This window comes from Luteimonas dalianensis, from assembly GCF_049339425.1.
Taxonomy (GTDB): domain Bacteria; phylum Pseudomonadota; class Gammaproteobacteria; order Xanthomonadales; family Xanthomonadaceae; genus Luteimonas; species Luteimonas dalianensis.
Map to the genome: position 1 here is coordinate 384498 of NZ_JBMPPO010000003.1, position 19522 is coordinate 404019.

Sequence of the window (19522 nt, forward strand, 5' to 3'; positions counted from 1 at the left end):
TGCCTGAAAGCGTTGGCAGGCGTTCATCTGTGTGACGAGGCAACGCCCGGCACGGTCTCCCGGAATGACAAAGCCCCGCACGGGGCGGGGCTTTGTGGTGTACCGGCTGCGCAGGGCGCCGTCAGGCGGCGACCACGCGCACCATTTCCAGACACTTGTTGGAATAGCCCCACTCGTTGTCGTACCAGGCCACCAGCTTGACGAACGTGTCGTCGAGCTGGATGCCGGCGTCGGCATCGAACACCGAGGTGCGTGCGTCGCCGCGGAAATCGGTGGCGACCACCTTGTCCCCGGTGTAGCCGAGGATGCCCTTCAGCGCGCCTTCCGACTGCGCCTTCATCTCCGCCTTGATCTCCTCGTAGCTGGCGCCCTTGTCCAGCTCCACGGTCAGGTCGACCACCGACACGTTGGAGGTCGGCACCCGGAACGACATGCCGGTGAGCTTGCCGTTCAGCTCCGGGATCACCTTGCCCACGGCCTTGGCCGCGCCGGTGGAGGACGGGATGATGTTCTCCAGGATGCCGCGGCCGCCGCGCCAGTCCTTCTGCGACGGGCCGTCAACGGTCTTCTGGGTGGCGGTGGCGGCGTGCACGGTGGTCATCAGGCCGCGCTTGATGCCCCACTTGTCGTTGAGCACCTTGGCCACCGGGGCCAGGCAGTTGGTGGTGCACGAGGCGTTGGAGATGATGGCCTCGCCGGCGTACTTCCCGTGGTTCACGCCGTAGACGAACATCGGCGTGGCGTCCTTGGACGGCGCCGACATGATCACCTTCTTCGCGCCGGCGTCGATGTGCTTCTGCGCGCCCTCGGCGGTGAGGAAGATGCCGGTGGACTCGATCACCACGTCCGCGCCCACCTCGTCCCACTTGAGGTTGGCCGGATCGCGCTCGGCGGTCAGGCGGATGCGCTTGCCGTTGACCAACAGGGTGCTGCCATCGACCGACACCTCGCCGTCGAAGCGGCCGTGCACGGAGTCGAAGCGCAGCATGTAGGCCAGGTAGTCCGGCTCCAGCAGGTCGTTGATCGCCACGACCTCGATGTCGTCGCCGAAATTCTGCACCGCCGCGCGCAGCACGTTGCGGCCGATGCGGCCAAACCCGTTGATGCCAACCTTGATCGCCATGGGTACGTCGACTCCTGCCACCGCGCACCGCGGTGGAATGATGGGTGGGTGGGAAAACGCCTCATTTTAGCAGCTGTACGGCGGGGAAGCTGCCGCCGCCTTGACCCGGATCAACGACGCAACGTGCCGGAAACGCGACAGTGGCAGGGACGCAACAACCCCATAAGGAAAAACAATGAAACGACTCTCCCCCGCCCTGCTCGCCGTTGCCGCGGCGTGTTTCGCCCTGCCCGCCGCCGCGCAGTCGGCCGGCGACTGGACCCTGGCCATCGGCGCCCACCAGGTGGCCCCCAAGAGCGACAACGGCTCGCTGGCCGGCGGCACCATGGATCTGGACATCGGCAGCAGCATCCGCCCGACCATCGCCTTCGAATACTTCATCGCCGACGGCCTGGGCCTGGAAGTGCTGGCGGCCGCGCCGTTCAGCCATGAAATCGACATCGACGGCCTGGGCAAGGTCGGCGGCACCAAGCACCTGCCGCCCACAGTCAGCCTGCAGTACCACTTCAACCGCGGGGGCACCGTGCGTCCGCTGCTGGGCCTGGGCGTGAACTACACCACTTTCTTCAGCGAAGGCACCACCGGCGCGCTGGCCGCCTCCGAGCTGGAGCTGGGTGACTCCTGGGGCCTGGCGGCCCACGCGGGCATCGATTTCGACGTCGGCGAGCGCGGCGCCATCCGCGTGGACGTGCGCTGGATGGACATCGAAAGCGACGTCAAGGTGGATGGCGTGAAGCTGGGCACCGCCAACATCGATCCGCTGGTGTACGGCGCGGCCTACGTGCTGAAGTTCTGATCCACCGGCTCGGCGTACCACCTGGCGCCGCCGCGGCCCGTCCGCGGCGGCGCCTGTCATTCGGGCCGCTAGAATGGCCGCCATGAACCGGATCCTCATCGCTTTCGCCCTGTTGTTCCTGCTCGCCGGCCCCGCTCACGCCTGGGGCAGCCGCGGCCACCGCCTGGTCGGCCACGTCGCCGAGTCCGCGCTCACGCCCACTGCGCGAGCCCAGGTCGAGGCCCTGCTGGCCGGCGAACAAGATCCGGAAAACCGCTCCCTGGCCGGTATTTCCACCTGGGCCGACGAGCTGCGCGAACGCGATCCCGACCTGGGCCGGCGCAGCGCACGCTGGCACTACGTCAACATCGGCGAAAGCGGCTGCCGCTACGAGCCGGCGCGCGACTGCCCCGGCAGCGACTGCGTGATCGAGGCGATCAACGACCAGGCCGCGATCCTCGGCGATACCGCACGCAGCGATGGCGAGCGGCTGCAGGCGCTGAAGTTCGTCGTCCACTTCGTCGGCGACGTGCACCAGCCCATGCACGCCGGCTACGCCCACGACCGCGGCGGCAACAGCGCCCAGGTCAACCTGCGTGACGGCACCCGCAACGGCCACGGCACCAACCTGCACGCGCTCTGGGACAGCAGCCTGTTCCACAGCCTGCGCGAATCGGAAGAGCGGCACCTGGCCGAGCTGGGCAAACTGCAGGTCGATGCCCCGGCCCACGGCACTCCGGGCAGCTGGGCGGAGGAGTCCTGCGCCGTGGTGCTGCAGGAGGGGGTGTACCCGCCGGAGCACGTCGTCACGCTGGACTACGTGTACCGCTGGCGCCCGGTGGCCGAGCAGCGCATCGTCATCGCCGGCCAGCGCCTGGCCACGCTGCTCAACCGGACGCTCGATCCCGGCTCCGGCCGCTGAGCGCTCCTGCCCGCGGCCTGCGCCGCCCGGCCCAGACCGCGGCGGCAATGCGCTACCTTTGGCGCATGATGACCACCGCCCGACTGATCTTCACCGCCCTGCTGTCACTGGCCCTGGCTGCCTGCGCCGAACGCCCCGCACCGCCCGCCGGCGGCGAACCGCTGCTGGTCTTCGCCGCCGCCAGCCTCAAGGACGCCATGGACGAGGCCACGGCCACCCATGCCGAAACCGGCGGGCCGCAGGTGGAGGTGTCCTACGCCGCCAGTTCGGCGCTGGCCCGGCAGATCGAACAGGGGGCGCCGGCCGACGTGTTCGTCTCCGCGGATCTGGCGTGGATGGACTGGCTGGGCGAGCGCGGGCTGATCGACGCCGGCAGCCGCCGCGACCTGCTGGGCAACGACCTGGTGCTGGTCGCACCGGCGCAGGGCGAGGTGCCGCCGCTGGATCTGGCCGCCGGTGCGGATGCGCTGCTGGCGCGGCTGGGCGACGGCCACCTGGCGATGGCCCTGGTCGAGTCCGTGCCGGCCGGCAAGTACGGGCGCGAGGCGTTCGAATCGCTGGGCATGTGGGACGCGCTGGCGCTGCGGGTGGCCGAGGCCGACAACGTGCGTGCCGCGCTGATGCTGGTCGCACGCGGCGAGGCGCCGCTGGGCGTGGTTTACGGCAGCGACGCCCAGGCCGAGCCGCGGGTGCGGGTAGTGGCCACCTTCCCGGCCGACTCCCACGCGCCGATCGTGTACCCGGCGGCGCGGGTGGCGGCGAGCCGGCACGAGCGCGCCGCCGGTTTCGTCGACTGGCTGGCCTCACCCGAGGCCGGCGCGATCTTCCGCCGCCACGGCTTCACCCTGCGCTGAGCCGGTCGCGGACGGCCGCCGGTGTTCACCCCCGAGGAACTGACCACCATCGCCCTGAGCGTGCGGGTCGCCGCGGTCGCGGCGCTGGCCAGCCTGCCACTGGCGGTCGCGGTGGGCTGGCTGCTGGCGCGCAGGCGCTTTCCCGGCAAGGCGCTGCTGGACGCGCTGGTGCACCTGCCGCTGGTGCTGCCGCCGGTGGTGGTGGGCTATGCGCTGCTGGTGGGCTTCGGCAGCCAGGGGCCGGTCGGACAGTTCCTGGGCCGGTTCGGGATCGAGTTCGCATTCCGCTGGACGGGCGCGGCGCTGGCGGCCGGGATCATGGGCTTCCCCCTGATGGTGCGCACCATCCGCCTCTCCATTGAGAACGTCGACCGCAGGCTGGAACAGGCCGCGGCCACCCTGGGCGCATCGCCGTGGCGGCGCTTCTTCACCATCACCCTGCCGCTGGCGTGGCCGGGGCTGGTGGCCGGCACGGTGCTGGGCTTTGCCAAGGCGCTGGGCGAGTTCGGCGCCACCATCACCTTCGTCTCCGCCATTCCCGGCGAGACCCGCACCCTGTCCTCGGCCATCTACGGCCTGATGCAGGTGCCCGGCGGCGAAGCGGCCATCTGGCGCCTGGCCGCGGTGGCGGTGGCGATTTCGCTGCTGGCGCTGCTGGCGTCTGAGTGGCTGGTGCGCCGCCAGCGCGGGCCGGAGGAGGACGCATGCTGAGCCTGGATGTCGAGCTGCGGCGCGGCGGGTTCGAGCGCCGCGTGCGGATCGAGGACGAGGCGCGCATCGTCGCCCTGGTCGGCCCGTCGGGTTCGGGCAAGACCACCGTGCTCAACGCCATCGCCGGGCTGGTGAAGCCCCGCTCGGGCCGTATCGAAGTCGATGGGCGGACGCTGTTCGACAGCGCGCGCCGCATCGACGTCCCCGCGCACCGGCGGCGGATCGGCTACGTGTTCCAGGACGCGCGCCTGTTCCCGCACATGGACGTGCGCGACAACCTGCTCTATGGCCGCCATGCCGACCGGGGCCGGGCGCCCGCGTTCGAACTGGACAGCGTGGTCGAGCTGCTCGGCATCGGCGCCCTGCTCGCCCGCCGCCCCGGCAACCTCTCCGGCGGCGAGGCGCAGCGGGTGGCCATCGGCCGCGCCCTGCTCTCGCAGCCGGAGCTGCTGCTGTTCGATGAACCGCTCTCGGCGCTGGACGAGGCCCGGCGCGAGGAGCTGATCCCCTACCTGCTGCGCGTGCGCGACGAGGTGCGCCTGCCAATGCTCTACGTCAGCCACCGCGCCGAGGAGGTGAGGCGGCTGGCCAGCGCGGTGCACGCGCTGGCCTGAGCCTGGCCGCAGGCGACTCAGCCGGTGACGCCGGCATCGCCATCCTGCGCGTCCGGCTCCGGATCGCCGATCTCGAACTCCACCGGCACCCGCATCCAGGCTTCCACCGGCTCGCCGTCCCTGGTGGCCGGATTGAACCGCCACTTGTGAGCGGCTTCGGCGGGATAGCGCGGGGGCGCGAGGGCCCGTGACGCCTGCTCCACGCTTGCCTCCCGGTTGACCGGGGCGGCCGGCGGCTGGCCGGAGACGGTTGCGGCCACTGCAACAGTGTCGGCGGGCCGGAAGGCCCACGCGCCGTAGCTGGTGGCCGATACCAGGACGCAGAGCGCGACCATACCAAGACGACGGCGACGGACGCGGGGTTCGGACTTCTTCAGCATGAGGATTCGCTCCTTCAACGATTGGCTGGACTGCCAATGGCAGCCGACCGGCAGTCCAGGGACGGCCAGCTGCACGTTCAACATCGCGCCCGCGTAGCGGCGGCGTGCGGAGGGGTCGTGGGCCAGCACCGCGGCGTCGCAGGCCAGCTCCTGATCCAGGCGGAAGCGGCTGTCGGCCCAGTGCAGCAGCGGGTTGAACCACTGCAGGCAGCGCAGCACAACCGCGACCAGGTTGGCGCGGGTGTCGCCGCGGGCCAGGTGCGCACGCTCGTGGGCAAGCACCAGGGCGGCTTCGTCCGCGCCCAGGCGTGATTCGAAGTCCATCGGCAGGACGATGCGCGGACGCAGTGCGCCGACCAAGGCCGGGCCGGGCACGTTGGCGCCGCGCCACACGCCGCCGGCTTCGCGCCGGAGCCGGCCCAGGCCGGCCACGAAGCGCCGCTGCTGGCGCATGAAGCACAGCGCAAACAGCACCGCGCCCAGCAGCCAGCCGCCGGCAAGCAGCAGCGGCCATCCCACCGCTGCGCCCGCGGCGCCAGGTGCGCCTTCGACCGTGGCCACGACCAGCACCCCCGGGTGCAGGGCCAGCAGCTCCGGCGCCAGCGACTGGCCGGTGCCCGGGCGCGGCAGGGCGGCCACGGCCAGGGCCAGCGGCACCAGGGCCCAGGCGCCGTAGGCCACGCGCGCGCCGAATGCGCGCCGCAGCGGGATGCGCAGGAGCAGCACCAGGGCGATCGCCGCGGTGACGGCCAGAGTGCCGTCCACCAGCCAGCGCAGCAGCGGCTCAGCGCTCATCGTCGATCTCTCCGATCAGGCGCTTCAGCTCGTCGATGTCCTGCTGGCTGAGCTTGCCGCGCTCGCTGAAGTGCGCCACCAGCGGCGCAACCCTGCCTCCGAACAGCCGCTCCAGCACGCCCTCGCTCTGGCTGGCCACCCACGCCTCGCGCGTGAGCACCGGCGAGTACAGATAGCGGCGGCCGTCGCGCTCGGCGCGGATGGCGCCCTTCTTCAGCAGCCGGTTGAGCAGGGTCTTGATGGTGGGTTCGGCCCAGTCGCTGCGCGTGGACAGCGCGGCCACCACCTCGTCGGCCCCGAGCGGGCTGCGGCCCCAGAGCACTTCCATGACGACTGATTCGGCGTCGCTGACCTGCATGGTTTACACCTGTAATCAACAGGCTTTCAGATTACACCCGTAATCGACCATGTCAAGCGATGGGACGCGGCTGCGGATCCGACCCAGGGAGCTTGTCGTCGCATCGGCGATAATGGCCGCATGGACACCAAGCTCGAACGCATCCGCAGCGCGCTGCAAGGCCTCGATCCGGCCCACCTGGAGGTGCTGGACGAAAGCCACATGCACAGCCGCGGGCTGGAAACGCACTACAAGGCGGTCATCGCCAGCGACGCCTTCGCCGGGAAGATGCGCGTGCGCCGCCACCAGGCGGTGTACGCCGCGCTGGGCCCGCTGATGCAGGAAATCCATGCGCTGGCGCTGCATACCTACACGCCGGACGAGTGGGCCGCGCAGGGCGCCGCGCCCGACTCGCCGCGCTGCCGCGGCGGAAGCAAGCACGACCTGTAACGGGTGACCGGGCGGGCCTGGGCCCGCCCGGGGGATGCGTCAAAGCCCCTTCGCAGCCTCGACGATGGCGTCGGCGGTGAAGCCGAAGTGCCGGAATAGCACGTCGCCCGGCGCGGACGCGCCGAAGCGATCGATGCCGACCACCGCGCCGTCCAGGCCCACGTACTGGCGCCAGAAGCCGGTGATCCCCGCTTCCACCGCCACCCGCTTGCGCACCGCGTCGGGCAGCACCGACTCGCGGTAACCGGCGTCCTGGCGGTCGAATACATCGGTCGAAGGCATCGACACCACGCGCGTGCGGACGCCGTCGGCGTCCAGCTTCGCCTTGGCCTCCATCGCGATGCCGACCTCCGAGCCGGTGGCGATCAGGATCAGATCCGGGCTGCCGCCTTCGGCATCGGCCAGCACGTAGCCGCCGCAGGCGATCTGCCTGACCTGTTCGTCGCTGCGCGGCTGGTGGGCCAGGGTCTGGCGCGAGAACACCAGGCAGCTCGGGCCGTCGTGGCGCTCGATCGCGCGCTTCCACGCCACCGCCGACTCCACCGCGTCGCACGGCCGCCAGACGTCGTTGTGCGGGATCGCCCGCAGCGAGGCCATGTGCTCCACCGGCTGGTGGGTCGGGCCGTCCTCGCCCAGGCCGATCGAGTCGTGGGTGTAGACGTGGATCGCCTGCGCGCCCATCAGCGCGCTCATGCGCACCGCGTTGCGGGCGTAGTCGGAGAACACCAGGAAGGTGGCGTCGTAGGGCAGGAAGCCACCGTGCAGGGCCAGGCCGTTGCTGATCGCGGTCATGCCGAACTCGCGCACGCCGTAGTAGACGTAGTTGGCGTTGGCGTCGTCGCCGGCCACGTCCTTGCTGCCGCTCCAGATGGTCAGGTTGGAGCCGGCCAGGTCGGCCGAGCCGCCCACCAGCTCCGGCAGGTGCGGGGCGAAGGCCTCGATGGCCATCTGCGAGGCCTTGCGCGAGGCGACCTTGGGGCCTTCGGCCTGCAGCTTGGCGATGTACGCGTCGGCGGCGGCGGCAAAGCCTTCCGGCAGCTCGGCCTTCGAGCGGCGCAGCAGCTCCGCGGCCTCGTCGGGGAAGGCCTGCGCGTAGGCGTCGAAGGCCTGGTTCCAGGCCTGCTCGCGCTCGCGGCCGGCCTCGCGCGCATCCCAGCCGTCGGCGATCGCCTGCGGGATCTGGAACGGGCCGTGCTCCCAGCCCAGCGCCTGGCGGGTGGCGGCGATCTCGTCCGCGCCCAGCGGCGCGCCGTGGGTGGATTCGCTGCCGGCCTTGTTGGGCGAGCCGAAGCCGATCGTGGTGCGGCAGCAGACCAGCACCGGGCGGTCGTCGCCGGCAACGGCCTCGTTGATCGCGGCGCTGATCGCGTCGGGATCATGGCCGTCGACGCCGCGGATCACTTTCCAGCCGTAGGCCTCGAAGCGCGCCGGAGTGTCGTCGGTGAACCAGCCGGCGGTGTCGCCGTCGATGGAAATGCGGTTGTCGTCCCAGAACGCCACCAGCTTGCCCAGGCCCCAGGTGCCGGCCAGCGAAGCCGCCTCGTGGGAGATGCCTTCCATCAGGCAGCCGTCGCCCAGGAACACCCAGGTGCGGTGGTCGATGATTTCGTGGCCGGGGCGGTTGAAGCGCTGCGCCAGCAGCTTCTCGGCCAGCGCGAAGCCCACCGCGTTGGCGAAGCCCTGGCCCAGCGGACCGGTGGTGGTCTCCACCCCGTCGGTGACGAAGTTTTCCGGATGCCCCGGGGTGCGATGGCCGAGCTGGCGGAAGTTCTTCAGCTCCTCGATCGACAGGTCGTAGCCGGACAGGTGCAGCAGCGAGTACAGCAGCATCGAGCCGTGGCCGTTGGAAAGCACGAAACGGTCGCGGTTGAACCACTTCGGGTTGGCCGGGCTATGGCGCAGGTGGTCGTTCCACAGCACCTCGGCGATGTCGGCCATGCCCATGGGCATGCCGGGGTGGCCGGACTTCGCGGCCTCGACCGCGTCGATGGAGAGGAAACGGACGGCGTTGGCGAGTTCGCGGCGGGTCGGCTTGGTCATTGGATCCGGACGGTTGTGGGCGGCACCCCGGGCAGCGGGGGCGCGTATTGTCCCACGATTCGCCCCGCGGTCAGGCCGGGCCGGAGCCCTGCTCCACCGGCGTGGCCTCGTCCAGATCGATGTCGTCGTGGTCGTAGCGGCTCTCGCTGTGCCCGACCACCACCGCGCCGACCATGTCGCCGCCGATGTTGACCGTCGTCCGGCACATGTCCAGGAACCGATCCACGCCCAGGATGATCGCCAGCCCCTCGGCCGGGATGCCGAACATCACCAGGATCGCCGCGATCACCGGCAGCGAGCCGCCCGGCACGCTGGCCGCGCCGATCCCGCCCATGATGCACATCATCAGGATCATCACCTGCTGGGTCAGGGTGAGATCCACGCCGAACAGCTGGGCCAGGAACAGCACCGTCACGCCCTCGTAGAGCGCGGTGCCGTTCATGTTCACCGTGGCGCCCAGGGTGCACACGAACCGCGCCACCCGCCGCGGCACGCCCAGGTTGTGCTCGGCCACCTTGAGCGAGGTCGGCAGCGTGGCCGCGCTGGAGGAGGTGGAGAACGCCGTCAGCAGCGCCGGCTGCGCACGCCGGAACACCTCCAGCGGATTGCGCTTGGCCAGGGTCGCCAGCACGATTGAGAACGTGCCGAAGAACTGGAGCGACAGCGCCACCACCGCAGTCAGCACGAACCAGCCCAACTGCACCATCAGATCCAGGCCCATGCGCGCGGTCAGGGTGAACAGCAGCGCCGCCACCGCGTACGGCGCGGTGCGGATGACCCAGTCGATCAGCTTCAGGCTGATGTCGAACACGCCCTGCACCGCGCCGACGAAGCTGCGGGTGCCCACGCTGTTCACCACCGTGGCGGCCACGCCGAACATCAGCGAGAAGAACATCACCGCGATCAGGTCGTTGTTGGCCGCCGCCTGCACCGGGCTGCGCGGCACCATGTTGAGCAGCATGTCGACGATGCCCAGCGGCTGGTTGCCGGCGGCCACAACCATGTCGGCGTCGGCCATGAAGGCGTCGCGCAGCGCCGGATCGATGCCCGATCCGGGCTGCATGATGTGGGTCACCACCAGGCCGATGGTGACCGCGATGGTGGTGGTGCCCAGCACCCACAGCAGCGCCTTGCCGCCCAGCCGCCCAAGCGAGCGCGGGTCGCCGATTTCGACCACGCCCAGGATCAGCGCCGAGAACACCAGCGGCACCACCAGCATGAACAGCAGGCGCAGGAACAGCTGGCCCACCGGCTCGGTGAAGTACTCGATGACGCCGTCCAGCCAGGCCGCTTCGCCGACGAACAGGTTGGCCGCGATGCCCAGCGTGGCGCCGACGACGAAGCCGATCAGCATCTTGGTGTGCAGCTGCAGGCCGCTCTGGCCGGACGCCTTCGAGGTCATTCGTGATGTGCTCTGGGAAATCGGGAATGGCGCAGCTTAACAAAGGCGCAACCGCTGCCGGCGCGGAAAATGCCAACCGTGACTTTGGTCATTGGCCGGGGTAGAGCGGCGGCAGCGGATCGGTTTGCCGTGCGCTTTCACGGGCTGCAGCCCAGCGCGGCCCCTTGGCGAAAGCCTCGCGGACACCCGACCGCGCGGCCGTGGCATCGCCACCGGCCCAGCGCGCGCGCTGCAGGCTGTCCAGGGCGGCAAGCTGCGCCGGGTCGTCAAGTCGCATGCGCAGCGCGTCCAGGTCGTCCACCGGCGGGCTGGCCAGCGCGCACAGCGCCTGCTCCACTTCACCCAGGTCACCGGTGTCCAGCGCCAGCCGCAGCCTGCGCAGGCGGGCACGATCGGCGTCCAGCGCGTCGCGCAGCGATGCGCCGTCCGTCGCCTTCGGCGCGCGCGGCTGCGGCCGCCGGTGCAGGCCCCAGATCAGCGTCGCCAGCCACAGCAGCGCGAAGCCCGCCGCCGCCACCGCCCACGGCCGCACTTCGCCCTGGACGCCCGGCACCCTGATCCAGCGCTCTTCGTCCCCGGCACCGGGCGCAGGCAGCGCGCTGGGAGGCGCGGCGCGCTGCACCTGCACCGACAGCGGCGGCACCCCGGCCGTCCTGGCCACGCCGGCGCGCACGTCCCACCACTGCACCGGCTCGACGTGGATCTGCAGCGTGCCCGCCCGCCGCGGCACGACCGGGAAACGCCGGGTCACCACCACCTGCGGCCGGCCGCCGTCGAACTGTTCGCGCGCCTGCTGCGGCTCGGGGAACACCTGCGCGCCATCGTCGGCGCGCAGCTCCAGTTCCGGCATCTGCGAGGCGGCGGCACCGTCGGCGCGCAGCTCCACCACCACCTCCACGGCTTCGCCCGCTCGCGCCTGGCGCGGCGCTTCCAGCACCCGCATCTGCAGGCTGCGCAGCGGCAGCCAGGGCCGCGGCGCCGGGTCGGGCATCGGATCGATCCGGAGCCGCTGCGGCTCGCTGCTGGCCCGCAGGGTGCGCGGGGCACTGCCGAACATGTCGTCGAAGAATCCGCCGGTGCCCCGTCCCCGGAAGCGCGCCGCCGGGATGTCCAAGGGGCCGCTGCGCTCGGGCACCAGCAGGAAGCGCCGCTCCACCACGTTGTAGCGCCGGCCGCCGATGTCGCGGCTGTAGGTGACGTCGTCACCGACGCGGCGCAGCGCGGCGCCTTCGGGCTGCGGCTGCTCCAGCTCGCCCGACACCAGCGGGGTGGCGTAGTGCAGGCGCAGCACGTAGCCGACCGCCTGCTGCACCCAGGCCTGGTCGGTTTCCAGCTCGGCCTCGACGAAGGCGACCGCGCCCGCCCGGGGTGGCGTGTCACCGGCCGGCAGCACGGTCAGTTCGAGCGGCGCGGTGTCCTCGCCGTGGATCTGCACCGGCGGCACGGTGAGCACGCCTTCGCGGCGCGGCCGCAGCGCGACCGCGTACAGCACGCGCGTGCGAACTTCGCCGCCCACCACCTCGACCCGGCGGGTACTGGTGTGGCCGCTGGCCTGGAAGTCCGCATCCAGCGCAGACCAGTCGGGGGCGCCGCTGCCGGGCTGGTCGGTTTCCACGTTCAGGGTCGCGGTTTCGCCCAGCTGGATGCGGTCGCGATCGAGCCAGGCCCGCACCTGTGCGTGTGCGGGCAGCGCCACCAGCGTCAGCAGCAGGGCCAGCAGCAGCAGTGCAGCGGGGTTGTTCACGCGCCGGAAGTTTCGCATCGGCTCAGTCTGCCCCCTGCCTGCGGCGGCGTTCATGCTCCAGCCTGAACCGCGCGCGCAGCAGCCCGCCCGGATCATCGGGCACCCGGCGCAGCCAGGCTTCGGCGGCTTCGCGGCGCTCGCGCTCATCGACGTCCCCGGCAGCGTCCGCCTGCGGGGCATCGCCTTCGTCCCCGGCGGATTGATCCAGCGCGCGCTGCATCTGTTCGCGCAGCAGCGCGTCGGCTTCGCGCTGGGCGTCGGCGTCGGCCGTTTCGGCGGCGGGTTCCGGACGATCGTCCCGGGCCTGGCCATCGCCATCGGCTTCATCCGGTGGGTCCTCGCCGTCTCTGGTGGTCTGCCGGGCATCGGCGTCCGGCGGTGCGTCGCCATCGCCTGGCCCGGCATCGCCGGGATCTCCATCGTTGCCATCCCGGCCTTCATCTTCCGGCCCGCCGTCACCGGTCGGCGGCGGGCGCTGCAGCGCCTGTTCCACGAGCGCCCGGTTGGCGATGGCGTCTTCCATCCCCGGCTCCAGCCGGAGCGCTTCGTCGTAGGCCTCCAGGGCCTGTTCCAGTCGTCCGGCCCGGGCCAGGGCGTTGCCGCGGTTGTAGGCGGCCTGCGCGCCCGGCAGCTGCTCCCAGAGCCGCTGCGCCGCCTCGAAGTCACCGCCACGATAGGCCTCCACCGCTTCACGCGCATGCCCGTGCGCGATCTGGTCGGCGCGCTTCCACATCCCGCCCTCATCGGCCTGCGCCGGCCCCGGCAGCAGCGGCAGGCACGCCGCCAGCGCCAGCATCGGCAGCAGGCCGCCGCGCCGGAACGCCAGCGCCGCCAGCAGCATCAGCGGCAGCAGCAGCCAGTACCCCTGGTCGGAGCGGGCTGCCACATGCCCCCGCCCAGCGGCTGCCGTCGCAGTCCCCGCGAGCGTCCGGGCGAGGGCGGCGGGATCCTCCATGCCGAGCGGCTGGAAGCGGCCGCCCCCCGCCGCTGCCAGCGACTGCAGCGCGCCGGCATCCATGCGGGTACGTGCCAGCCGCCCGGTGGAATCCCGGAAGGCCGCGCCCGCGGCGGTTCCCAGCCCCAGCACCGACACCTGATAGCCGCTGCGCGCGGCCGCCGACGCGGCGCGGCGGGCAGCCAGATCTGCATCGTGGGTGAGCAGCAGCACGTCGCCGCGGACGAACCCGGCCTGCTCCAGCAGATCCACCGACCAGTCGATGGCCCGCCCGGGGCGGCTGCCGTCGGTCGGCATGATGTCCGGCGCGAGGGCGTCCAAAAACAGCCGGATGTTGCCGGCATCGGCGGTCAGCGGCGCCACGGTGTGTGGCTGGCCGGCAAACACCACCAGCGCCACTTCACCACCCGCGCGCTGCTCCAGGATCTGGTTGATCGCCATGCGCGCCTGCTGCAGGCGCGAGGGCTGCAGGTCATCGGCCAGGGTGGCGCTGGACAGATCCAGCGCGATCACCAGCGGCGCGGCCTGCTGCCACAGGGCATGCTCCTGCTGGCGCCAGCCGGGCCCGGCCAACGCCAGGATCGCCAGCAGGCCGGCGGCGGCGGCAAGCAGCACCCGACCCACGTCGCGCCGACCGGACCCCGCCGCAAGCAGGTGCGGCAGCAGGTGCGGATCCACCCTCCGCGCCCATGCCTCGCCACCGCGGCTGCGCCGCAGCCACCACGCCGCCAGCAGCGGCAGCGCCAGCAGCGCCCACAGCCACTGCGGCCTTGTGAACTGCAGTTCGGCAAGGGCCTGGATCATGGCGCGACCCTCCGCCGCCAGGCGGGCATGCGCGCCGCCCATGGACGCGTAAACCGTCCGACGGGCAGCATGGCCAGCAGCGCGAAGACAGCCGCCACGCCCAGCGGCCAGGCATACAGCTCGATGCGCGGACGCAGCGCCGGCCCCTGCCGTTCGACCGGCTCGATGCGATCGATCTCGGCGTAGATGCCGGCCAGCTCGGCGGCATCGCGGGCCCGGAACATGCGTCCGCCGGTCGCTTCGGCCACGGCCTGCAGGGTCGCCTCGTCGATCTCCTCCCCGCCCCCGGGCACCGGCATCCTGAAGCCGAACATCGACAGTCCGCCGCCGCTGCCGCCGAAGGCGACCGTGTGCACGCGCACGCCGTGGGCGCGGGCCAGTCCGGCCGCCCTCTCCGGCTCCAGCAGGCCGGCGGTGTTGACTCCGTCAGTCAGCAGCACCAGCACGCGCTCGCCGCTGCCCTCATCGCCATCTTCGCCATCGGCCAGCCGCTTGACCGCCAGGCCGATGGCGTCGCCGATGGCGGTTTCGCGCCCCGCCAGCCCGACCGTGCTGTCGAGCAGCTGCTGGCGCACGGTGTCCAGGTCATGGGTGGGCGGCGCCAGCATGTAGGCGCGGCGGCCGAACACCAGCAGCCCCACCCGGTCGCCGCCGCGGCGATCCAGGAAGTCGGCCAGCACCGCCTTGGCCGCGGTCAGGCGATCCACCGGGCGCCCGCCCAGGATCATGTCCTCGTCGGCCATGCTGCCCGACAGATCCACCGCCAGCAGCATCTCGCGCGCCTGCTGCGGAGGCTGCACCGGCTCGCCCAGCTGCTGGGGACGCGCCGCGGCCAGGCACAGCAGGATCCAGGCGATCGCGGCCAGCGCCAGCCGTCCGCGATCACCGGGCGGCGTGCGCGGCCCGGCGGGCACGCTGCCGGCCGCCAGCAGGCGCTCGCCGTGGGGCATCCGCAGGGCCGCCCCGGCCGGCGGGAGGGCCGGCAGCAGGCGCCGCAGCAGCCACGGCAGCGGCAGCGCCAGCAGCAGCCAGGGCCAGGCGAAGCCGGCGAACGCCGCGGGCAGCAGGCCGCTCACCGGCGCCTGCCCGCCATCTGCAGGTAGCGTGGGCGGGCGGCGGCGCGCAGGGCTTCCGCTTCGTCCTCTCCGACCTCGGGACGGTAGCCACCTTCAAGCAGCAGCCGGCCGGCAGGCCCGGAGAACGCGGGCGTGGCGGCGTCGCGGTCGAGGAACGCCAGCCAGGCCTCGCCCTGCAGTGCGGCGGCCGCGGGATCGCCCTGGCGCGCGGCGCGCCGCAGCAGTTCGGAGATCGCCGCGACCCGCGCCGCCGGATCCGCGGCGGCATCGACGCGCTGATCGAACATGCGCAGCAGCGCGCGGCGGCGGCGAACCCGGCGCCATCCCATCACCCCAACCACGGACAGCACCACCAACAGCAGGCCGGCCAGCAGCCACCAGCCGGGTGCCGGCGGCCACCAGCCCGGCGCGACCGGCAGGTGGATGTCGCGCAGCGGCAGGGACGCGCCGGGGTTCATGCGCGCACGCCCTGCGGGACCGCAAACAGCGGCAGCCACTCATCCCCGGGGCCGTCGCAGGGCAGGGCCGCCGCCCGCACCCCGAAGGCCGGCAGCCTCGCCAGCGCGGTTTCCAGCGGCGCTCCGAAGGCGTCGCGCCAGCGCTGGCGATGCGCCGCACTGCCGAGGTCAAGCTCGACCCGCTGGCCGCCGGCCTCCAGCGCCAGCGCCTCGGCCGGCGCAGCGGTCTCGAGCGGATCGACCGGCAGCAACACCAGCACCTGGCTGTGCATCGCCAGCGCCGGCCAGCGGCGGTCGGGCACTGTCGCGATGCTCGCCGGATCGGCCAGCACCAGCAGCCGCGAGCCCGGGCGCAATACGCGCCCGGCATGCTCCAGGGCCACGTCCAGCCCGTCGTCGGCGGCCGGCGGATGCGCATACCACCGGGCCAGCGCGTCGAGCACCCGCAGCGCGCCGCGCGGCCCGGCGGCCGGCGGTACCGGCGGCTCGCTGGAGGTGCCGCGCAGCGCGGCCACCCGGTCGCCGTCGCGCACGGCAAGCCAGGTGGCGATCGCCGCCGCCCGCGCCGCCTGCACCGACTTGAAGCGGATCCGGGTGCCGAAGTACAGCGCCGGCGAAGTATCGGCCACCACCAGCGTCAGCCGCTCGCGCTCGGCCTGGAACAGCTTGGTGTGCGGACGGCCGCTGCGGGCGGTCACCCGCCAGTCGATATGGCGCACTTCATCGCCCGGCGCGTACTCGCGCGACTCCGCGTACTCCATGCCGCGCCCGCGCAGCGGCGACGGCGCGCGCCCGGCACCCGACAGCCGGCCCTGCCGCGGCGGCCTGCGCGCGGCGGCCACCGCCCGCAGCGCGACCAGTTCGGCCAGGGTCGGCACGATCCCGCCGCCGGAGGTGTCCGGCTGCGGGCTCGACTGGGCGGGAGGCGCGGAAGCGTTGGCCACGGATCGACACCTGCCGGTCAGGGCAGCGGCACCTTCTCCAGCAGCGCGGCCACCAGGCGGTCGCCGTCCCAGCCTTCCGCCGTGGCCTCGTAGCTGGGGAGCACGCGGTGGCGCAGCACGTCCGGCGCGACCGCGTGCACGTCCTCGGGGGTGACGTAGTCGCGGCCGGCCAGCCAGGCGCGGGCGCGGGCGCAGCGCTCCAGCGCGATCGAGCCGCGCGGGCTGGCGCCCCAGGCGATCCGCCGGGCAAGGTCTTCGTCGTAGCGGCCGGCATCGCGCGAGGCCAGCACCAGTTCGATCAGGTAGCGCTCCAGCTGCGGGGCCAGGTGCAGGTCGAGCACCGCGGCGCGGGCGGCGAACACGTCGGCCTGCGGCATGCGCTGGGGCGCGGGCTGTTCGTGTTCGATCTCGTTCCGGGCACGATCACGCGCCAGGCGCAGGATCTCCGCCTCCGCCGAAGCGTCCGGATAGCCGACCCGCACGTACATCAGGAAGCGATCCAGCTGGGCCTCGGGCAGCGGGAACGTGCCCTCCTGCTCGATCGGGTTCTGGGTGGCCATGACCAGGAACAGCTCCGGCAGCGGCCAGGTCCTGCCGCCCACGGTGACCTGGCGCTCGCCCATGGCCTCCAGCAGCGCCGACTGGACTTTGGCCGGGGCCCGGTTGATCTCGTCGGCCAGCAGCAGGGAGTGGAAGACGGGGCCCGACTGGAACTCGAACCGCCCCTCCTGCGGCCGCCAGACCTCGGTACCGGTGAGGTCGGCCGGCAGCAGGTCGGGGGTGAACTGCAGGCGCGCGAAATCGGCGTCCAGGCGCGCGGCCAGGGCGCGGATCGCGCTGGTCTTGGCCAGTCCCGGGGCGCCCTCGACCAGCAGGTGGCCATCGGCCAGCAGCGCCACCAGCAGGCGTTCGATCAGCGCCTGCTGGCCGACGATCTCGGCCGAAAGCGCCTCGCGCAGGGCGCGGAAGGCGTCATGCAGGCGGTCTGCATCGGCGGACGGGGTGACGGCGTTCTCCATAGGCAGGCAAGGCAGGCGACGCGGCACGCGCCGGAACCCAGTTTGACCCAAACCGCGCTGAAGGGTTCACAACTCCCCGTCAGCGCGTCGTTGTGCACGAAGCCGCGGCAGTCCGGCCGGTGGCCCCCTGAAAAGCAAACGGGGCCATCGGCCCCGTCGCTTGCATCATTTCCGGCGCTTGCCTCAGCGCTGCGCCACCCGCAGCACCTTCGGCGTCACGAAGATCAGCAGTTCCGCCTTCTCGCGATCCTTGCCGCGACGCTTGAACAGGTTGCCGATGATCGGCAGGTCGGCCAGGAACGGCACCTTCGACAGGTCGCTGCGGTCGCGGAATTCGTACACGCCGCCGATCGAGACCGTCTGGCCGTCGTCAATGAGCACCGCGGTGGTGATCTCGCGCTTGTTCAGGTTGGGCACCGAGCCGAACGCGCCCATTTCGGTATAGCCGCTGATCTCGTCCTTGGTGATCTCCATCGCCAGGAACACGCGGCCGTCGTTGGTGATGGTCGGGGTGACCTTGAGCTCCAGCAGCACGTCCTTGAACTGGACGGTGGGCACGTTGTTGCTCTGGCCGCCGGTGACCGTCAGGTAGCCGACCTCCTGGCCCTGGCGGATGATCGCCTCGCGCTGGTTGCTGGTGACGATGCGCGGGTTGGAGATGACCTCGCCGCGGCCTTCCTGCTGCAGCGCCGAGATCTCCACGTTCCAGTTGATGGCGTTGCCCAGGATGGTCAGGCCCAGCGCTCCGGCGCCGAGCGCGCGATCCGCCGGGTTGCTGAAGTTCAGGCTGCCCGGCAGGTTCCACTCCGGCTCGCCTTCGATCACCGAGTTGATGTACCCGGCGTTGGCATCCAGCGATCCGGAATACACCGACCGGTCGGTGGTTCCCGAAATGCCGAAGCGCGCGCCGATATCACGGGCGAACGACTCGTTGGCAATCACGATGCGCGCTTCGATCACCACCTGGTCGACCGGCTTGTCGAGCTGCTGGACGATTTCACGAATCCCGGCCACGCGCTGCGGGATGTCGATCACCAGCAGGGTGTTGGTACGGCGGTCGAAGCTCAGGCTGCCGCGCGAGGACAGGAAGCCGCGGCTGTTCCCGCCCGCACCGGCGCTGCCGCCGCCCTGTCCGGTCTTGCTTTCGTCGGTCAGCAGCACCGCGATGTCCTCGGCGTTGCCGTAGCTGATCGGGATGTACTCGGTGATCATCTCGACCCGCTCTTCCAGCTCCATGCGCGCGTCCTCGCGCGCACGCTCGTAGGCGGCGATTTCGCTCTGCGGAGCAATCCAGATCACGTTGCCGCTGCGGCGCTTGTCCAGCGACTTGGCCTGCAGGATGATGTCCAGCGCCTGGTCCCACGGCACGCTGTCCAGGCGCAGGGTCACGTTGCCCTGCACGCTGTCCGCGGCGACGATGTTGAAACCCGAGTCCTCTGCAATCATCTGCAGCACGGTGCGCACCGGGATGTCCTGGAAGTTGAACACCACCGGGTGGCCGGTGTAGACGCGCTCCTGTTCGACCGCGGCCGTCACGGACTGGCCGGCCGCGGTGACGCCGGTGGCGCCAACCGCGCGCTCGGACGCACCGGCGCTCGGCACCAGCTCGACCACGTACTCGCGGCCGGTCTGGTAGGCCATCGGCTCGTAGTCGCCGTGCGCGGTCAGCACGATGCGCGCTCCCGTCCCGCTCTGCACCGCGTCGATGCGCTGCACCGGGGTGGCGAAGTCGGACACGTTGAGGGGGCGCTGCAGCGATGCCGGCAGGGTCGCGTTGCCAACGTCGATCACCACGCTGGCGCCCTGGGCACGCATGTCCGGCACCGCGCCTTCACCATCGAAGCGCAGCACCAGCTTGCCCGACCCTCCCTCGCCGCGGCCGAAGTCGATGTCGTCGACCGCAATGGCGCCGGGGATCTGCTTTGCCGGATCCGCGCCCAGCGCGCCGACCTGGCCGCTGGCGACCAGGGGCACGACGCCTGGCGACTGCGCGGCGTGGGCGCCGGACATCGCTGCCAGCAGACCCGCGGCCAGTCCCAAGGTGGCCGAACGGATCGGCAGGATGCGACGCGTCGCACGAGGATCTTGCGCGTAGCTCATCATCAGACTTCCCCTAATC

18 protein-coding genes are annotated in these 19522 nt (G+C 71.8%); 6 read left to right on the forward strand and 12 right to left on the reverse strand.

From position 1 onward, the window contains the following. Nucleotides 1-121 precede the first annotated feature (121 nt). A complete protein-coding gene (gene gap, locus ACOZ90_RS06340; protein WP_422892797.1) occupies nucleotides 122-1123 on the reverse strand; it encodes a type I glyceraldehyde-3-phosphate dehydrogenase in 1002 nt (333 codons plus the stop codon). Between the two features lie 175 nt (nucleotides 1124-1298). Here gap and ACOZ90_RS06345 point away from each other — a divergent pair, with 175 nt between their 5' ends. The 5 genes from ACOZ90_RS06345 to modC all read left to right on the forward strand — a co-directional run bounded on the left by ACOZ90_RS06345 (nucleotide 1299) and on the right by modC (nucleotide 4999). Continuing rightward, the gene (locus ACOZ90_RS06345) at nucleotides 1299-1919 is read left to right on the forward strand and encodes an OmpW/AlkL family protein (protein ID WP_422892798.1); all 621 of its coding nucleotides are present in this window, start codon (nucleotides 1299-1301) and stop codon (nucleotides 1917-1919) included. 73 nt (nucleotides 1920-1992) lie between these two features. Then, on the forward strand, nucleotides 1993-2820 hold the full coding sequence (locus ACOZ90_RS06350) for a S1/P1 nuclease (RefSeq protein WP_422892799.1): 828 nt from the start codon (nucleotides 1993-1995) through the stop codon (nucleotides 2818-2820). A gap of 68 nt (nucleotides 2821-2888) precedes the next feature. Continuing rightward, nucleotides 2889-3674, forward strand: a complete 786-nt coding sequence (gene modA / locus ACOZ90_RS06355; RefSeq protein ID WP_422892801.1) for a molybdate ABC transporter substrate-binding protein — start codon at nucleotides 2889-2891, stop codon at nucleotides 3672-3674. A 21-nt stretch (nucleotides 3675-3695) separates the two neighbouring features. Beyond that, on the forward strand, nucleotides 3696-4385 hold the full coding sequence (modB, locus tag ACOZ90_RS06360) for a molybdate ABC transporter permease subunit (RefSeq protein ID WP_422892802.1): 690 nt from the start codon (nucleotides 3696-3698) through the stop codon (nucleotides 4383-4385). Continuing rightward, the gene (gene modC / locus ACOZ90_RS06365) at nucleotides 4379-4999 is read left to right on the forward strand and encodes a molybdenum ABC transporter ATP-binding protein (protein ID WP_422892803.1); all 621 of its coding nucleotides are present in this window, start codon (nucleotides 4379-4381) and stop codon (nucleotides 4997-4999) included. Before modB ends, modC begins: the two co-directional genes overlap by 7 nt. 17 nt (nucleotides 5000-5016) lie before the next feature. Here the strand turns inward: modC and ACOZ90_RS06370 are convergent, their stop codons facing one another. Together ACOZ90_RS06370 and ACOZ90_RS06375 are read right to left on the reverse strand one after the other, a co-directional pair. After that, complete coding sequence (locus ACOZ90_RS06370) at nucleotides 5017-6174, reverse strand: M56 family metallopeptidase (RefSeq protein ID WP_422892804.1); 1158 nt, start codon at nucleotides 6172-6174, stop codon at nucleotides 5017-5019. Beyond that, nucleotides 6164-6532: a BlaI/MecI/CopY family transcriptional regulator gene (locus ACOZ90_RS06375; protein ID WP_422892805.1), complete on the reverse strand. Its 369-nt coding sequence runs from the start codon at nucleotides 6530-6532 to the stop codon at nucleotides 6164-6166. The genes ACOZ90_RS06370 and ACOZ90_RS06375 overlap by 11 nt, the downstream gene beginning before the upstream one ends. A 120-nt stretch (nucleotides 6533-6652) precedes the next feature. On the opposite strand from ACOZ90_RS06375, the gene ACOZ90_RS06380 reads away from it, so the two are divergent. Next, nucleotides 6653-6961, forward strand: coding sequence for a BolA family protein (locus ACOZ90_RS06380; RefSeq protein ID WP_422892806.1), 309 nt, complete (start codon nucleotides 6653-6655; stop codon nucleotides 6959-6961). Between the two features lie 39 nt (nucleotides 6962-7000). Here the strand turns inward: ACOZ90_RS06380 and tkt are convergent, their stop codons facing one another. The 9 genes from tkt to ACOZ90_RS06425 all read right to left on the reverse strand — a co-directional run bounded on the left by tkt (nucleotide 7001) and on the right by ACOZ90_RS06425 (nucleotide 19503). Then, nucleotides 7001-9001, reverse strand: coding sequence for a transketolase (tkt, locus tag ACOZ90_RS06385; RefSeq protein ID WP_422892807.1), 2001 nt, complete (start codon nucleotides 8999-9001; stop codon nucleotides 7001-7003). A 70-nt stretch (nucleotides 9002-9071) separates the two neighbouring features. Beyond that, nucleotides 9072-10403 (reverse strand): dicarboxylate/amino acid:cation symporter, encoded by a 1332-nt coding sequence (locus tag ACOZ90_RS06390; RefSeq protein WP_422892808.1) that lies wholly within the window; start codon nucleotides 10401-10403, stop codon nucleotides 9072-9074. A gap of 88 nt (nucleotides 10404-10491) precedes the next feature. Then, nucleotides 10492-12165, reverse strand: coding sequence for a BatD family protein (locus ACOZ90_RS06395; RefSeq protein ID WP_422892809.1), 1674 nt, complete (start codon nucleotides 12163-12165; stop codon nucleotides 10492-10494). Between the two features lie 4 nt (nucleotides 12166-12169). Continuing rightward, nucleotides 12170-13906, reverse strand: a complete 1737-nt coding sequence (locus tag ACOZ90_RS06400; RefSeq protein WP_422892810.1) for a VWA domain-containing protein — start codon at nucleotides 13904-13906, stop codon at nucleotides 12170-12172. After that, entirely contained in the window at nucleotides 13903-14982 is a 1080-nt protein-coding gene (locus ACOZ90_RS06405) for a vWA domain-containing protein (protein ID WP_422892811.1), read from the reverse strand. Before ACOZ90_RS06405 ends, ACOZ90_RS06400 begins: the two co-directional genes overlap by 4 nt. Next, the gene (locus ACOZ90_RS06410; RefSeq protein WP_422892812.1) at nucleotides 14979-15440 is read right to left on the reverse strand and encodes a DUF4381 domain-containing protein; all 462 of its coding nucleotides are present in this window, start codon (nucleotides 15438-15440) and stop codon (nucleotides 14979-14981) included. Before ACOZ90_RS06410 ends, ACOZ90_RS06405 begins: the two co-directional genes overlap by 4 nt. Continuing rightward, nucleotides 15437-16384, reverse strand: a complete 948-nt coding sequence (locus ACOZ90_RS06415; protein WP_422892813.1) for a DUF58 domain-containing protein — start codon at nucleotides 16382-16384, stop codon at nucleotides 15437-15439. Before ACOZ90_RS06415 ends, ACOZ90_RS06410 begins: the two co-directional genes overlap by 4 nt. Before the next feature lie 17 nt (nucleotides 16385-16401). Further along, nucleotides 16402-17403 carry an AAA family ATPase gene (locus ACOZ90_RS06420; RefSeq protein ID WP_422892814.1) on the reverse strand — a complete coding sequence of 334 codons (1002 nt, stop codon included), beginning with the start codon at nucleotides 17401-17403 and terminating at the stop codon, nucleotides 16402-16404. A 183-nt stretch (nucleotides 17404-17586) separates the two neighbouring features. Next, complete coding sequence (locus tag ACOZ90_RS06425) at nucleotides 17587-19503, reverse strand: type IV pilus secretin PilQ (RefSeq protein ID WP_422892815.1); 1917 nt, start codon at nucleotides 19501-19503, stop codon at nucleotides 17587-17589. Between the last annotated feature and the right edge of the window lie 19 nt (nucleotides 19504-19522).